This is a genomic window from Bartonella sp. AU15XJBT (assembly GCF_028618615.1).
In the GTDB taxonomy this organism is placed as follows: Bacteria; Pseudomonadota; Alphaproteobacteria; order Rhizobiales; family Rhizobiaceae; genus Bartonella.
Window position 1 is genome coordinate 1 of sequence record NZ_JAQITG010000025.1, and the last position, 15,932, is coordinate 15,932.

General features: G+C 39.4%; 12 protein-coding genes and 3 pseudogenes. 7 read left to right on the forward strand and 8 right to left on the reverse strand.

Going from position 1 to position 15,932, the window contains the following annotated elements:
• The 4 genes from PVV57_RS08370 to PVV57_RS08385 form a co-directional block, all read left to right on the forward strand.
• A partial coding sequence (locus PVV57_RS08370; RefSeq protein ID WP_273783859.1) for a recombinase RecT occupies positions 1–614 on the forward strand: 614 nt, incomplete at its 5' end.
• Position 615: 1 nt separating this feature from the next.
• Positions 616–1,239, forward strand: coding sequence for a lambda exonuclease family protein (locus tag PVV57_RS08375; protein ID WP_273783860.1), 624 nt, complete (start codon positions 616–618; stop codon positions 1,237–1,239).
• Between the two features lie 111 nt (positions 1,240–1,350).
• Positions 1,351–1,569 (forward strand): hypothetical protein, encoded by a 219-nt coding sequence (locus PVV57_RS08380; protein ID WP_212112188.1) that lies wholly within the window; start codon positions 1,351–1,353, stop codon positions 1,567–1,569.
• A gap of 8 nt (positions 1,570–1,577) precedes the next feature.
• Positions 1,578–2,621 (forward strand): tyrosine-type recombinase/integrase, encoded by a 1,044-nt coding sequence (locus tag PVV57_RS08385; protein ID WP_273783861.1) that lies wholly within the window; start codon positions 1,578–1,580, stop codon positions 2,619–2,621.
• 963 nt (positions 2,622–3,584) lie between these two features.
• Here PVV57_RS08385 and rsmD read toward each other — a convergent pair.
• Both rsmD and PVV57_RS08395 read right to left on the reverse strand, forming a co-directional pair.
• Positions 3,585–4,151, reverse strand: a complete 567-nt coding sequence (gene rsmD / locus PVV57_RS08390; RefSeq protein WP_273719064.1) for a 16S rRNA (guanine(966)-N(2))-methyltransferase RsmD — start codon at positions 4,149–4,151, stop codon at positions 3,585–3,587.
• Positions 4,132–5,532, reverse strand: coding sequence for a pseudouridine synthase (locus PVV57_RS08395; RefSeq protein WP_273719063.1), 1,401 nt, complete (start codon positions 5,530–5,532; stop codon positions 4,132–4,134). The genes rsmD and PVV57_RS08395 overlap by 20 nt, the downstream gene beginning before the upstream one ends.
• 267 nt (positions 5,533–5,799) lie before the next feature.
• Between PVV57_RS08395 and PVV57_RS08400 the strand changes: the two genes are divergently transcribed.
• On the forward strand, positions 5,800–6,246 hold the full coding sequence (locus PVV57_RS08400; RefSeq protein ID WP_273719108.1) for a nucleoside deaminase: 447 nt from the start codon (positions 5,800–5,802) through the stop codon (positions 6,244–6,246).
• A 646-nt stretch (positions 6,247–6,892) separates the two neighbouring features.
• Here PVV57_RS08400 and PVV57_RS08405 read toward each other — a convergent pair.
• The 4 genes and pseudogenes from PVV57_RS08405 to PVV57_RS10550 form a co-directional block, all read right to left on the reverse strand.
• Complete coding sequence (locus PVV57_RS08405) at positions 6,893–7,384, reverse strand: hypothetical protein (RefSeq protein ID WP_273719062.1); 492 nt, start codon at positions 7,382–7,384, stop codon at positions 6,893–6,895.
• A gap of 177 nt (positions 7,385–7,561) precedes the next feature.
• A complete protein-coding gene (gene ileS / locus PVV57_RS08410) occupies positions 7,562–10,477 on the reverse strand; it encodes an isoleucine--tRNA ligase (RefSeq protein ID WP_273719061.1) in 2,916 nt (971 codons plus the stop codon).
• Between the two features lie 247 nt (positions 10,478–10,724).
• Entirely contained in the window at positions 10,725–12,323 is a 1,599-nt protein-coding gene (locus tag PVV57_RS08415; RefSeq protein WP_273783863.1) for an outer membrane protein, read from the reverse strand.
• Between the two features lie 225 nt (positions 12,324–12,548).
• Positions 12,549–12,649, reverse strand: a pseudogene (locus tag PVV57_RS10550) (hemin-binding protein); the annotation flags it as partial.
• 66 nt (positions 12,650–12,715) lie between these two features.
• On the opposite strand from PVV57_RS10550, the pseudogene PVV57_RS08420 reads away from it, so the two are divergent.
• Together PVV57_RS08420 and PVV57_RS08425 are read left to right on the forward strand one after the other, a co-directional pair.
• Positions 12,716–13,633 (forward strand): annotated as a pseudogene (locus tag PVV57_RS08420) (tyrosine-type recombinase/integrase).
• Positions 13,634–13,842: 209 nt separating this feature from the next.
• Entirely contained in the window at positions 13,843–14,043 is a 201-nt protein-coding gene (locus PVV57_RS08425) for an AlpA family transcriptional regulator (protein WP_015856172.1), read from the forward strand.
• 217 nt (positions 14,044–14,260) lie between these two features.
• Here PVV57_RS08425 and PVV57_RS08430 read toward each other — a convergent pair whose 3' ends face one another.
• Entirely contained in the window at positions 14,261–14,668 is a 408-nt protein-coding gene (locus PVV57_RS08430) for a hypothetical protein (RefSeq protein ID WP_273783864.1), read from the reverse strand.
• Between the two features lie 20 nt (positions 14,669–14,688).
• Positions 14,689–15,932: pseudogene (locus PVV57_RS08435) on the reverse strand (filamentous hemagglutinin); the annotation flags it as partial.

The following is a 15,932-nucleotide window of genomic DNA, read 5'->3' on the forward strand; positions in this document are numbered from 1 at the left end:
TTGTCTCTATTGATGGGTGGATTAAAATCATCAAATCTAATTCTCAATTCGATGGCATGACTTTTCAAGATCAACTCGATAAAGACGGTAATTTGATTGCTATCAAATGTGCTATTCGTCTCAAAGGCATTAAAGACCCTATCGAGGTTACCGAATATTTAAAGGAATGTAAGAAAGAAAACAGTGACCCATGGAGCAAATATCCAGCACGTATGTTGCGTCATAAAGCAACTATACAATGTGCTCGCTATGCTTTCGGTTTTTCCGGTATTTATGAAGAAGATGAAGCGGCTCGTATTAATAATACCACACAAGTACAACTTATTTCTTATGACATGCTTGAACAAATCAAAGAATTGATTAAAGAGACTGGAACCAATGAAAATAATCTTCTCTCTTACGCAAATGTAGAAAACCTAACAGATCTGTCTTGTGAAAAAGCACAAGAGGTTTTGGCGCTTTTGGAAAAAAGGAAAAACATTCAAAGAGAAAGAGCTCTACAATCTCACACGCAACAAGAGCAAATAAACGCGTCTATACAAGATGCCGAATATATTCATGTCCAAGATATTGAATATGCACCAACTCAACAAGAACAAGAAATGGCGGTGTGAAATGGAACAAAGAACAGCACAATGGTTTCAAGCCCGTTTAGGAAAAGTCACCGCTTCAAATATTTACAACGTTATTAGTAAAACAGCAAAGGGAACCCCTACAAGCAAATATGAAGACTATAAAATTAAACTCATTACAGAGCGCTTAATAAGCGAAGCAAGCCCCTATTATGAAACTGAAGATATGAGATGGGGAATTGAACATGAAGAAGATGCCTTGAGAGAATATGCATTCATTTATGATACTGACGTTACTCAATGCGGCTTTATCCAACACCCCACAATAAAAATGGCGGGGGCAAGCCCTGATGGTCTTATTGATAAAGACGGATTAATTGAAATCAAATGCCCAAGATCAACTACCCACATGCGTTTCTTTATCAATAATGAGATCAAACCAGAATATCTTGCACAAATGCAATTCCAAATGGCTTGTACAGAGCGAAAATGGTGCGATTTTATCAGTTATGACCCGCGTTTTACGGGGGATTCATCTCACTTGCGTATGAAAATCAAACGCATTCACCGTGATGAAAAGCAAATTGAACAGATTAATCAAGCGGTTGAAAACTTTTTAGCAGAAATAGAACAAGAGATAATAAAGATCTCGACAAAAGCCGCATGAAGTTATGGGGGTGCTACGCGCTACCAGCACCCCCACCCTTTCCTAACCATTTTTAATCAATTCGTGACTCACCACACGAGTGAATTGCGTCTCAATGTAAGGAGAAGAGATATGGCGCCTCGCAAAGCTATCATAACGCAAGCAGACATTGCACGGGCTTTAAGAGAAGCAAAAAAGCAAGGGTGCGAACTCATAGAAATCAAACCTACCGGTGAACTGCTTATCTATCTTAAAGCAGATATTCCAAGACTAAATTCCGTTAGCCACCCAGACACACTTTTAGATTTGTCAAAGAATGAATATTACGAAATCGCACTCTCTAAGATGTAAAATTGATTATGCCAAAACCACGCCCCCCTCATCTCGTTAAACAAGTTACTCAACATGGAAAAATCGTATGGTATGTACGTATTGGTCATGGAAAACGTATTAGAATACGCGGAACCTATGGAACGCAAGAGTTTGTTGACAACTACAAAAGCGCACTTGCCGAATTACAAGGCATAATCCCTCCAAAACCTAAAACCGGAAAACTGATTGAAGGTTCATTCGCATGGCTGCTTAAACAATATTTTAATAGTGTTAATTGGCATAGCCTAGCTAAAGATACAAAAAAACAAAGAGAACTCATTCTTATGAAAGTATGTGATACTATAGGAAATATTCCATACCGAGCAATTGAAAAAAAACATATTATAGCCGGTGTTGAACGCCGTAAAGAAATGCCAGCAGCAGCTCAAAATTTTCTGAAAGCCCTTAATTCTCTTTTTAAATGGGCGATTGAACAAGGTCTTTTAGAAAGTAATCCAGCTTTAGGCGTTAAAAAACCCCCTCTCAAAAACAAAGATGGGTTACCCACTTGGATAGAAGCAGACATAGAAAAATATTATCAACATTGGTCTTTAGGAACTCATGAACGCGTTTGGATTGATGTTCTTTTGTATACGGGCTTACGCCGTGGTGATGCCGTTCGCATTGGTTGGAAAGATGTTAATGATAATATCATTCATCTGAAAACAGAAAAGAGCCAATTTCAAACAGATGTTTTCCTACCTATTTTACCAGAACTCGCACAAACCCTTAAAACTGGTCCTATTGGTGACGAAACATTTATTTGTGGTAAAAAAGGTACAAAATTTACCAAGGAAAGCTTTGGACATGCGTTTTTAAAAGCATGTACCCAAGCAGGTATCAAAAAATCAGCGCATGGTTTAAGAAAATTAGCAGCAACACGCGCAGCTAACTCTGGTGCAACAGTATCACAATTGAAAGCACTTTTTGGCTGGACAGATGACAGTATGGCATCTCTTTATACCAAGAGCGCAGATCGTAAAAAGCTCGCAATAGAAGCAATTAAAAAACTTCAAAAAGATGAGGGATAGAGGCAAAAAAACGTAATAGAATCAATAATCTTTAGATTCCCTCATATTTGCTTAATATATTGATTTTATTATAACATAATATGCCCAGCAAGGCCATGTTGCTACGTCTTCCCACATAGACCAAATCTGCTCTGCACTTGCTTCTGTGCTAATTTCTTCACTATGTGTCCATTTAAACATGATAATCTCCCCTTTTTTACAAAATCACTTATCTTTAGTAACAAAGAGTAATATACCAATGACTCTTAAAACTGAAAAACGATAAGCTATTTAATATTCTTAAGTGTCCTTAATAGATAGTGATTAAATCAACAAGCGATATTAATAAAATAAACACACAAATGTTGCGTATAAATGAATATTATTGTCTACCTTAAATAAAAATATCTGTTTTTTTAAGTTCATACAATAATTTACGCACCATTTAAGATATAAATGTAGACTACATAGCTTAAAGCGTTCAACTGTTGATAAAATGTTGATGATTAATGTTCCACCGAAAGAAATGAGACAAAAAGGTATCATAACTGTTGTCGTGAAATATAGAAGAAACATTAATCGGTATTAAAGTTTATAATATACGAAAGCTTTGGCAATGTGTTTCGCTTTTAATACCGCTGGGATCAATAAATCAGCACATAACTTACAAAGTTAGCAGCAACACATGCTGCTAACTTAGCGTACAATACTATTTCTCAAAGTAATTTTGGGGTGAACAGAAGATTAGAGGACATCTCTCTATTATGAAGAGCATATATCGTAAAAGGTTCGCTTTTGGAGCTATAAAAAGCTTCAAAAAATAAAGAGATTGAGACAAAAAAGCGTAATGAAATTAAAACACATCAATTTCTTTAACTTTAGAATCTTTTATTGATTTTCTGCTTAATCTTTAAAGAAACCAATATAAAACAAAAGAAACGGTAAAGAAGCGTTTTTTTCGTCCAACCGGATAAAAAAACTCTCTCAAAATGTCAACGATCGTAATTTATAAAGACGTATTGCTGTCTCACCATAAAAACGCTCATCATCGAGATAAAACACGTCAGGTAAATGAATGATTGTATCTTTCTTTTCTTCCAACACGAAGAGTGTATCCGCTTTTGCCCACCCCCCTCGCAAAGCTTCTACAAAAGCACGTTCACCTAAACAACGGCTATAGGGAGGATCAGCACAGATAACATCAAATGGAAGCATTGTTCCAATATTGCCAAGTTTGGTTGCATCACGACGCAAAATTCGCCCAATAGACTGTAATTCAAAGGCTTCGATATTTTTTTGAAGCAATCCACGCCCCTCAACCGAGTTTTCAACAAAAACAGCCGCCTTTGCGCCACGTGAAAGAGCTTCGATGCCTAAAGCACCAGTACCAGCAAACAGATCAAGGATGCGTTTATTGGCCCAAAACTGTTCTTCACGGCTAGAAAGAATATTAAAAAGGCTTTCACGTGTACGATCACTCGTTGGGCGAATCGACTGATCAATAGGTGAAAATAAAACACGCCCAGCAAATTTACCGCCGATGATCCGCACGGGCCCCTCCAAATCGCTTCGAAGTTTTTGTACCATCACGATGTAGTTTAGATTTTTTCATAGCACCACTAAACGATTTTACTTTGTCCTTTCTCTCAAAAGAACGCTCATCAGGACCACCTTTTATCATTTTCTCTTTATCCTTTAAAAAGCGATCTTTCTTACCAAAGCTATGCGTCTCATCATAAGATGTTTTGCCACGTTTTTGAACAAAACTTCCCCTCTTCTCTTTCTGCAAGTGATGATCTTTTAGTTTTTCCTTGCCCCGATGAAAGGATTTTTTATCAGCCAAATCGCTCTTATGATCATGCGATTTCTCATCACTATAGGATGGTTTCCTACGTGCACTCTGCGGACGGGCACCAGGAGCCATCCAAACATTCGCGCGGCGAGAACGTGGTAGAAAACGCTCTGCTTTTCCTTCTTCACTTTTCCCCTTATTCATATTCTCATGAGACTTTGCTCTTAATCGTGCGCGATCATGCTCAACAGAACCATCATTTGATCTGCGCCGTATCACTCTTTCGCTTGAGAAAACCCAACCATCATTTGCAACAGAAACATCCTTCTGGCTTTGCTTTTCCGCAACAACTGGAGAATTTGAAAAGGGTTTCAGAATAGGAGCATCAAAATCTGCATTGGCCTGCATAATCAAACGCTCTCCCAACTGATCTCGTAACATCCGACCTTTTAATTCTTGTACGGCTCCTTCTTTTAAATCAGAGAGATGAAATGGGCCATAAGATACACGTATTAAACGATTAACCGATAATCCCAATGCCCCTAAAACATTCTTTATTTCACGATTTTTTCCTTCTCGCAAAGCGATAGAAAGCCATATATTAGCCCCTTGTTCACGTTCAATTGAGGCTTCAATCGAACCATAGAAAATACCATTAATCGCAATACCATTTTTAAGGTTATCCAGCGCGCTCTGCTTTACTCTTCCATGGGCACGAACGCGATATTTGCGAACCCACCCCGTTACAGGAAGTTCTAATACGCGCGCTAAGCCACCATCATTGGTTAAGAGCAAAAGCCCTTCCGTGTTAATGTCAAGCCTTCCAACAGAAACAACGCGCGGCATTCCCTTTGGTAAATGACTAAATACTGTAGGTCTGCCTTCAGGATCACGGTTCGTCGTGACAAGCCCTGCTGGTTTATGGTACAACCATAAGCGCGTTCGTTCTATCGGAGATAAAGGTTTGCCATCAACTTTAATAACATCAGAGCGGCTAACATTAAAAGCAGGCGTTGTCACAACTGTACCATTCACAGAAACACGACCTGCAACAATCATCATTTCTGCCTCTCGACGTGAGGCAACGCCAGCACGCGCTAACCTTTTAGCAATCCGTTCACTCTCATTATTTTCATTCATTTGCGTTTCAAACCAATCTTTGCCAGTATGTTCAGAAAATTATTCACATGCACCATACCGCTTATCCTGAAAGAGGAAGTAGCACAATCATTTATCATTTTCTATCCTTTAACAGCAATAACGTATCCATTGACTTGCAAGTTTGTTTTAAACACCTAAAAAAATAAAGGTATCCCTTTCATTATAAAAAAATAATAAATTACTCATTCCATAGTATTCCTTATCGAAAAATCTTTAGATTCTCTATACCCTCGTAGAAAGAACATGATGACTTTGACACCCATGGAAATAGCCCTTTTGGAAGCACAATGGGCTGCAAAAAAAGATGAGGTTCCCGTAGGCGCTGTCATTACACGCGGAAAAGCTATTATTGCACGCGCTGGTAACTTTATAAAATCTGCATATGACCCTACAGGACACGCAGAAATGCGCGCAATCCGTATGGCTTGTGAAGCATTGCAAAGCGAAAGGCTTCCTGATTGCGATCTTTACGTAACACTTGAACCCTGTGCTATGTGTGCTGCTGCCATTTCATTTGCACGCATACGACGTCTGTATTATGCAACGAATGATCCCAAAGGGGGAGCCATAGAAAATGGCCCACGCTTTTATCAGCAGCCAACCTGTCATCACAAACCTGAAATTTATTCTGGTTTTAAAGAAAAAGAAGCTGCTCAATTACTTAAAGATTTCTTTATTCAAAAGCGATCCTAAAAACAATTCTTCATCCATAACTTTCACTCTTTAGAAACTATCCTATTTTTTAAAAAAGACTCTTAATCCTTTTGATATCGCGAAAACTATTTTGAAGCATTTTCCCTCTAAACCTTTTTTAACACTGCATATTGCTTCTATGAGATGATGCATTATTTTGTATATAAAATATAAAGTCCAAAAATATCATAGAATACTCTCATTTCAAATCTGTTTATAGTAAACCAATAAAAAACTCTTTCTTGTACATCACAAGATGAATTACCGTCTGTATAAAAAACTATTTAGAAAAGACTAAAAATGTCCCTTATGAAGACTCTTGCAAGCGCAAAGGCTATCACAAAATTAGAGGCTGGCAAATACAATGATGATACAAGCCTGCTCTTTCATAAGCATAAAATGGTGGTGCACAATGGATTTTACGTTATACCATCCACACGAGCGAGGATGTGAAATGGAGTCAAAAACCTTGAGAGATATTTCTTTTGAGAAAAACGCAGAATCACTCTCTCGATGCTATTGCTATATCGCTATTTCATGGAAATAAAGATCTCCTTGCTGAAAAAGTAAAGCTCTGCGTGAACGAGAACTTGGTATTATAAGCAATAGGAAGAATACCTCAATACTTTAATCTGCTCCCTTTTCTCTAGCGACCAATAGGAGCTGTCTTTGCCGGCTGGCGATAACTTAACGGCGGTTCTGTGAGATAGCGACGGTATTTTGAACTTCCAACTTGTGCCCTCTGACGACGTAAATATTCTTGCCGTTGTTTCGCATTCAACTGTGAAGGATTTTCTGAACCACCCCCATTAACTGAAGACCCTTTGTGAGGAAAAGAAACATTTCCTTGATGCTGTTTCGATGCTGCTATTTTATTGACAGATTTATCTTGTTGTGGCAGCGGTAAAAATCCGCGTGAGCTAGGACTTGGTATCACAAGTTCTGGGCGAGGTTTCATAACAATCTGACTGCTATTATTCACTGGTGTTAATGAAGCAATATTAGCAACATCTTCAAAAAACTGGATCGAAACCGGTTTATTTGTCCCATAGGTAGGAGCAGATAAACTGCATCCCGTTAAAACAAAGCATATACTTAAAATCCCTGTTGGAAATATTTTTACTTCACGTTTTCTCACTGCTTATTCCATTTCCTCAGTATACGGCTGACTAATATTCCCGCTATTCATGAGAGAACGGTTCATACACAAATTTCCCCCCTGCAGATAAAACAACGGAATTTACTTCATACCACAAAAAACTATATTTATCAATATGGGAAAACTATTTGCGTTGCTTTCCCTTGATCTAAAATTTTAAATCTTGCCAAGAATTTTTAATTCTCGCAAAGCAGCTGCATCACGAGCAGAGACATCTGGATAAGTCGGATCACTCCCAACATCTTGTGTATAACGCCATGAGCGCGCACACTTTTTCCCCAAAGCCTTCTCTGGATATACACCAACGCCTTCTACATCATTCAAAGTAAAAGCATCGGAAGGTATTGTATCCTGCGTAATTGTGAGAGCACTGGTGATACAGATCTCCGCCATATCCACATTTTCTAATGCCTCTCGTAAAACTGGATTGGAAATAAAAACAATAGGAGCTGCTTCTAACGAAGATCCAATACGCTTATCAGCGCGTTCAAGCTCTAAAGCACCTGTCACAACTTTACGGACCTGCCGAATTTTTTTCCAACGTTCAGCCAAAGATTGGTTTTGCCATTCTTCTGGTACAGAGCGAAATTGTTCCAAATGCACCGATTGGCTTTCTGGATAACGCTCTAACCAAGCTTCTTCCATCGTAAAAGGCAACATTGGAGCAAGCCATATCACCATTCGTTCAAAAATCTCACGAACAACTTGCAAAGAAGCTTTACGTTTTTGTGACGAAGGTGCATCGCAATAAAGAGAATCCTTACGGATATCAAAATAAAATGCTGATAACTCAATGATTGAAAAATCTAATAATGCACGCATAATCTTTTTAAAATCAAATTCATCGTAAGCTCGATTAACCAACTGATCCAGTTCAAAAAGCCGATGTAATATAAATTTTTCAAGATCTGGCAGTGCGCCATAAGATATTTCTTCTCCTTCATCATACGCTAAAGTTCCAAGCATCCAACGAATTGCATTGCGCAGTTTACGATATGAATCCACATTTGTTTGAAGGATTTTTTTTCCTAAACGCTGATCTTCCCAATAATCTGTTGTCATGACCCAGAGACGAAAAATATCAGCACCAGATGTTTTAATGATCTCCTGTGGAACAACCGTATTGCCTAAAGACTTAGACATTTTCTTACCGTTCTCATCCAAAGTAAAACCGTGTGTGATCACTGTCTTATAGGGAGAACAAGCACGCGTACCACAGCTTTCCAAAAGAGAAGATTGGAACCATCCACGATGTTGATCTGAACCTTCAAAATAAACATCAGCAGGCCATTGCAAATCAGCCCGATCTTCTAACACAAAGCTATGGCTTGCTCCAGAATCAAACCAAACATCCAGAATATCATAAACCTGCGTCCAAGGCTCATGTGCACGCTCACCTAAAAAACGTTCACGTGCTCCTTCAGCAAACCACGCATCTGCCCCTTCTGCTTCAAAAGCCCGTAAAATACGCTCGTTCACGCCTTCGTCTTTTAGAACAACACCATCCTCATTGGCAAAAATACAAATAGGAACACCCCAAGAACGTTGACGAGAAAGAACCCAATCAGGACGATCTTCTATCATAGAAGCAAGACGGTTTTGTCCAGAAGATGGCACAAAACGCGTTTTTGAAACAGCTTCCAAAGCCCGACTACGTAAAGTTGAACCATCCCCAAGATCTTTATCCATTGAGATAAACCATTGCGGTGTATTACGAAAAATAACCGGTTTTTTCGAACGCCAACTATGAGGATAGGAATGCTTTAAACGACCGCGTGCAAACAATCGATCTGCTTTAATTAAAGCATTAATAACCTCTTTATTGGCATCACCCATTTTTCCATTATCATCAATAACACGTGCAGGTCCCCCTTCACGATCTGGTCCTAAACCCGGAACATCTTTCGTATAAAACCCTGCATCATCAACAGGAAACGGTATCGATGAATCAATCCCTGCTTGCTCCAGTAAGGACTTATAATCATTCCAAATTTCAAAGTCCTCACGCCCATGGCTTGGAGCTGTATGGACAAAACCTGTCCCCGCATTCTCTGTCACATGAGCGCCCTCAAGCAGCGCAATTTTATAATTATATCCTCCAGCCAAACCTTTGAGTGGATGAGACAAAACAAGAGCTTTCAATTCGTCAGCAGAAATAACACGCAAACGTTTCAAAACAAGTTTGGCTTTTTCAGCACAACTCATGGCTAGAACATCTGCAAAGAGAAGCTTTTCTCCCACTTGAGGACCAAAATCATTTTCAGCACTTTCAATTTCGTAAAGACCATAAGAAATCTGCGAAGAATAACTCACAGCACGATTGCCTGGAATTGTCCATGGTGTTGTTGTCCAAATAACGACATAAGCACCATATAAATCATCAAAATTTGCTTCAAAAATAGGAAACTTAACCCAAATCACCTCTGACTCATGATCATGATATTCAATCTCTGCCTCTGCCAAAGCTGTACGCTCCACAACAGACCACATCACCGGCTTAGAACCACGATAAATCTGATCTGACATAGCAAATTTTATCAATTCGCTCGCAATGCGTGCTTCTGCATGAAAAGCCATTGTAGTGTAAGGCGCCTTAAAATCTCCCATAACACCAAGACGTTTAAATTCTTCACTTTGAACGGTTACCCAATGCTGTGCAAATTCACGACATTCTTGACGAAACTCATTAAGAGGGACTTCGTCCTTATTTTTTCCTTGTGCGCGATATTTTTCTTCAATTTTCCATTCAATTGGAAGGCCATGGCAATCCCAACCAGGAACATAATTTGCATTAAAACCACGCATTTGAAATGAACGGACCACGACATCTTTTAGAACTTTGTTTAAAGCATGCCCGATATGAATATGGCCATTTGCATAAGGTGGACCATCATGAAGAATATAAAATGGACGATCTTTTGCTTGTTGACGCAATTGCGCATAAAGCCCTATATTTTCCCAACGCGCCATCAACTCAAGCTCTTTTTGCGGAAGCCCTGCACGCATAGGAAAATTTGTCTGTGGGAGATAAAGAGTTTTTGAATAATCTATTGTTTCATTTTTCACAGTCATTGTGAAATATTCCTGTCCACTTTTACGATTTCATTTTTGCATAACTTCCCTGAACCCTGCAACTCTGGTTTTTATCTATAAGGAAAGCCGAGCTTATCATTCGTATTAAGCAGCGATCAAGAAAATATATCATCACACTCTATGGCCTTTATCATGAAATTCACAAGAAAATAAACCAAAAAATGATCTTAAAAAAATAAAGGCTCCACCGATAGTGGAGCCTCTTAGAAATTTACTCTTAAAAAAATTAGAATTTATAAGCTACACCAACACGGAAATCATTGGTTTTGTAGTTAATTTCAAGTTTTTCCTTGGCAAATTTCTTTTTACCAAAATCGGAATAACGATATTCTGCACGCACAATCACATTATCCAGCACAGAGAAATCAACACCACCACCAAGAGTGTAACCAATCATGGTTTTTGTTTCATCGGTTAAGTTCTTAGAAGAAACAACTCTTCCCTCATCATCCTTAACAGATATTGATATAGTATCTTGGAACTGCCCATAAGCAATACCACCAGCAAGATAAGGCATAAAGCGATCAGCAGCAAAACCGATACGTACCCGTGTAGCACCACCCCAATTTTGTTTGAAAGTATGATTTAAAGTTTCAACCTCATCCTCTTGATCAAGACCAAGTTCAGAAGCCACCCTTTTCATTTGTTCTATACCATATACACTGGAATCGTTCTTATCCGCCGCTTGCGTACTCTGTACTCCATGTCCTGCCGCATTCTGTACACCATGAGGACGAGAAGCATGACCATGTGGATTACCATGTGCATGAGCTCCAGAGCCATGTCCACCTGCGTGAGACGCACCATGCGGATTAGAATGTCCACTACCATGGGCACTATGATGACCTCCATGCTGGGCTCCGCTTGTTCCATTGGAAGCTTTTGTCGCTGATCCATTAGATGATCCTGATCTCGAGAGTACAAGGCTCCCGCTCGGCACTGTTCTTTCTGCTAATGATGATTGTCCTGATGTAGTTGTTTTTGCTGCTTGTTGGCTTGCTTCTGATCTTGCCAATGATGACGGTGATGATTGCCCTGATCTTGGCTCTGTCCTTGAGGAGGCGGATTGTGCCTCTGGCAATTTAGATGGCGTGTTTGATGATGGTGTGGATGGTGGTGTTGAAACTCCTGAATTGTTCACTGTCATTGTAGAATTAACATTGCTAGAATTGCCAGTTGTTGCTAATTGATTTGATTGTGTTGCAGCAGGTCTTACTGCTGGAGTTCCTGCACCTGATACTGCTGGAGTTCCTGCACCTGCTGCTGGAGTTCCTGCACCTGCTGCTGGAGTTCCTGCACCTGCTACTGGAGCTCTCGCACCTGATGCTGGAGTTCCAGTACCTTCTGATGAAGTTCTTTGTGTGCTTGGTTGTGAGGTTGGAGAAGTTGGTGTTCCTGCTGATCTACGGGATCTTCCCACTGCACTTTCTACTGTAATGTTATCAGCTGCACCTATAGTGATAGTCTTTGTGTGTTTTTTCCCAGACAACATTAAATCCGTATCGACACCAAAAATAAAGCTGTCACCGAGATCAATATTAGACCCTGCATAAAAACCACCTGCAAAACCTGAAAGTTTAGGAGAGAACTCTTTATCCAATGGGAAACTCTTTTCTTGACCAACAAGAGCCATATCAGCCTTGCTCGAAAAGCCCCCGGCCTGGACACCTAAATAAAGACCGGTCCATGAAAAAGTAGGCGCAACAATGGCAGAAGAAGAAGTCGTTGATGCTGGCTGATGAGGAATCAGTACATCAGCAGCTAGCGCTGTAGACGCTGAAATTAAAGAAAAAATAGACGCTGTTATTAAACGTTTTGTGTTCATAAAATCTCTCCAAATATCCAAAATGAAATGTATATAGAGCATCTTTTTTAAAAGATCTGTAGCAAAAATGACACACTCACAAAAAAATAAAGCTTCTTAACTATTTAATTTTGCATCCAATGAAAATTTATCAACTAAATCATACTAAAATTATGTGTCTTATAAGTCGGATTCACTTTCATTAAATTTTCGCGTAACTGTTAATGGTAATATTCTTTATAAACTTCTTTTACCGAAATCTAAATAACGATATTCTGCACGTAACAGAACATCGCTTGTCATTGGGAAATCAATGCTAGCCTACTAGTAAAACCAATCATTGACTTTTTCCAAGTACCATCAGAGTTTTATCTATTTACCAGCATGGTCTATCTTTAATACTTTAATATTGTATCTTAAATTACAAAAAACAAAAGCGCAAAACAATATATAATCTTCATTATTAAAAAACATTAGATGCTTTTGAAAGCCGTAAAGCTGAATTAAAAGGAGATGGTAAAAATGGAGATTGGTTTGCACCTTTGCCGCTTTACATTCTCCCTAAATTAGGCTGTTTACCCGTTTCAGAGATTACTCAAACAGAGATACGCAATACACTTGCTCCTATTTGGCATACAAAAGCTGCAACAGCAGAGAAAGCATTGATACGTCTCAATCTTTGTCTCAAACATGCGGCTGCTTTGGGTTTGGATGTTGATTTACAAGCAGTAACAAAAGCACAAGCTCTCTTAGGAAAACAACTCCATAAAGCACAAAATATACCAGCTATGGATTGGAGAGACATTCCTGCTTTTTATAAAACACTTTGCCAAATAACAGCTATAACACAACTGGCTTTACGTTTGCTTATTCTGACAGGCGTTCGTACTTTTCCTTTACGTCATATTCATAAAGATCAGATTGATGGAAATATATGGACAATTCCTGCTGAAAATATGAAAGGAAAGCGCGATGCTACAACAGAATTTCGCGTACCTTTATCAACAGAAGCAATGAAAGTGATTGAACATGCTCGCTATCTTTCCAAAAGTGATTTTATCCTTTCTGCAACCGGTTGTGCTCCTCTTGGTGAAAGTAATATGGCAAGGTATATGCAAAAAACTGGACTAAACGCCTGCCCCCATGGATTTCGTTCTAGTTTACGCGATTGGCTCGCTGAAACAACCGATGCCCCCTATGAGGTCGCTGAAACTATTCTAAGTCATACGGTCGGGGGGCAAGTAGAGCGTGCCTATCGTCGTACGGACTATCTAGAACAGCGCCGTGTCTATATGGATAAATGGGCGGCTTATGTCACCGGGCAATCTTAAGATATGGGGTAATTTACCCCATCATCTGTGGATAACTTTCTCTCTCTTCTCTCTCATTCTCTCTCAATAAGACTCATAAATTATCACATCAGAAACTGTATGATAAAATATTGTTTTCTATAAATAAAATACCTTCAAAAATAAACCAAAATGTGCTTAATAAATGGGCATGATTTGTTTCCATTTTTTGAAAATAAAAGGATTTTAGAATGACAGAAAATGATATTCTTTTAACAGACCGTGAAAGTGCAAAATTGCTTCATATGAGTGTCTCAACTTTCCGCCGTCATGTTACCAATGGCTCTCTCCCAAAACCTTTAAAATTTGGTTTTTTATCCCGTTGGTTACAATCGGATCTCTTAAATGTAATCGAACAAGCAAAACAGCAACGTTATAACGACGCGGCATAAAAAAAACTTGTCATATAAGGACGGACAAGGCTTTCTCAAACTCATCACCCTAGAGAGTGCACAATCCGTCCTATGACGCAACGTTATAGGATTACTAAGTACATTCTACGCCATATTGCTTTACATACAATATTGAGATGTTAGATTGAGAAAACAATCCCGCCATTCCAAGCGAAGGCAAGGATGGCGGATTGTTGGTCATCATAAACAGCAAGACTTAAGGATAGCATTCATATTGTTCTGGATGTTTTTTACAAAAAGGGCTGTTCAAGCGCTTCTTGACACTGCGCCTCGGGATCACAGCACCTGGACGACAAATGGGCAAGTTTTCCGCTTTATGATTTACACACCATCCCCCCCCCCTTTCATCTTTATAGCGGAATCCTGATTGAACCATACAAGCATGAATTGTTGCTATTGCATTGTTGCTTAAATTTCTGTTTTCTGGAAATACATCATAAGGAGCTGGCATACCACATTCTAACAAAGCTTTTCCTACCTCAGTAAAATCAGTAACACCATTTTTCTCCCACGCGCTCAAATACCCTCCAGGAGTTTTATTAAACTGACATCCTGTTATGATCAACAAAGTTACCACACCTAATAGCTTTAGAATTTGTTTCATTTTTTTCTCCATGATCTAATTCAAGGTTTTTGTTCACGATGAGATGAGCCATAATTATAGCGACATTTTGGACTCGCATGTCCAAGACAAGTATGGGGACTTACGGGATTTGTGATCACTCTCCACCATTCTTTCCAAACGTTGCTGCCAGCAGGCACTGTCTCGTAGGTATAGCCATTGCCACCAATAACTCTGCTAACAAAGTCGTATCTATGACCATCAAAGCCTATCGTGGTTTGTTTGCCATCACTTACATAGCCTAACAGACCGGATGCAACTAAAACATTAAAGGCTGGTCCATAGAGATTGATATTCGTGTTTTCGTTGGCTATCCCGTGCACACCTTCTTGTTTGAAAGAGTACAGCATATTCCCCAATGTCATCGTCCCGCGACTATGTCCATAAAGTTCTAATCCTGTAAGACCATAGCTATACATCAAATCTTTTGCTTCTTGTGTTGAATTGGTCAATCCCCAAAAATTATTTTCCATAAACTTCTGGTAGCCTGCTACCAGAAGTTCTGAAATAGCAGAATCGGCTTCTGGGAACACCACAAAATAAAGCGGTGCATTTTTATCCTTCGCATGTTGAACCGCATAAACAGCGGCTTCCTCTGGTGGAGTAAAGATGCCATTAAAGGACACATGCACCTTGTCATCAGAACCTTCTTGCAAATGCTGCTTTTCTTCATCCGTTAAATAATGTGCGTGAGGTATTGGTTGTCCACGAGCGTCTTTGATATACTGTCCATTTGCATCTATTTCATAGATTATATTGCCCTGTTCATCACGGTCGACCACGGCAATGGGGTGTTCTTTGATAAACATGGTTCTATAGGAGTCATCGCTGTATTTAAACCCTTCTTCTAAGAGTTGTGTTGCCATTTCACGATTTTCATGGACGATTTGTTCCAGCTTGGCGACATCAAGCTGTTGTACCCCCTTATGGGCGTTGGCAGTATCACGGTTAAGGGAGGCGATGGCTTGTTCCACATCTTGTCCCGTCAACGCCTTTTGCCCTGCTTCATTTGTCAGCACAATGGTTCCATTGCTGATAGCGGATTTGGTATAGCCTTCCTCTGAATCTTTGGCTTTTGCATGATCTAAAACATTCTTGGCAATGTTTTTCCCGACACCATATTTGCCCTGATACATGGGGCCACCCGCAGAAATGCTGATCCCATCGCTGTTGGCTTGAGCATCAGCACTGTTGGTGATATCACTCGTTTTAATGGTTCCTGTGGTCAGTTTATTTTTGTTCGCCG

Excerpts from the sequence above, each read along its gene's own strand:
- PVV57_RS08375 (WP_273783860.1), top strand. The coding sequence starts at position 616 with ATGGAACAAAGAACAGCACAATGGTTTCAAGCCCGTTTAGGAAAAGTC.
- PVV57_RS08380 (WP_212112188.1), top strand. The coding sequence starts at position 1,351 with ATGGCGCCTCGCAAAGCTATCATAACGCAAGCAGACATTGCACGGGCT.
- PVV57_RS08385 (WP_273783861.1), top strand. The coding sequence starts at position 1,578 with ATGCCAAAACCACGCCCCCCTCATCTCGTTAAACAAGTTACTCAACAT.
- PVV57_RS08395 (WP_273719063.1), bottom strand. The coding sequence starts at position 5,532 with ATGAATGAAAATAATGAGAGTGAACGGATTGCTAAAAGGTTAGCGCGT.
- PVV57_RS08400 (WP_273719108.1), top strand. The coding sequence starts at position 5,800 with ATGACTTTGACACCCATGGAAATAGCCCTTTTGGAAGCACAATGGGCT.
- ileS (WP_273719061.1), bottom strand. The coding sequence starts at position 10,477 with ATGACTGTGAAAAATGAAACAATAGATTATTCAAAAACTCTTTATCTC.
- PVV57_RS08415 (WP_273783863.1), bottom strand. The coding sequence starts at position 12,323 with ATGAACACAAAACGTTTAATAACAGCGTCTATTTTTTCTTTAATTTCA.
- PVV57_RS08425 (WP_015856172.1), top strand. The coding sequence starts at position 13,843 with ATGACAGAAAATGATATTCTTTTAACAGACCGTGAAAGTGCAAAATTG.
- PVV57_RS08430 (WP_273783864.1), bottom strand. The coding sequence starts at position 14,668 with ATGAAACAAATTCTAAAGCTATTAGGTGTGGTAACTTTGTTGATCATA.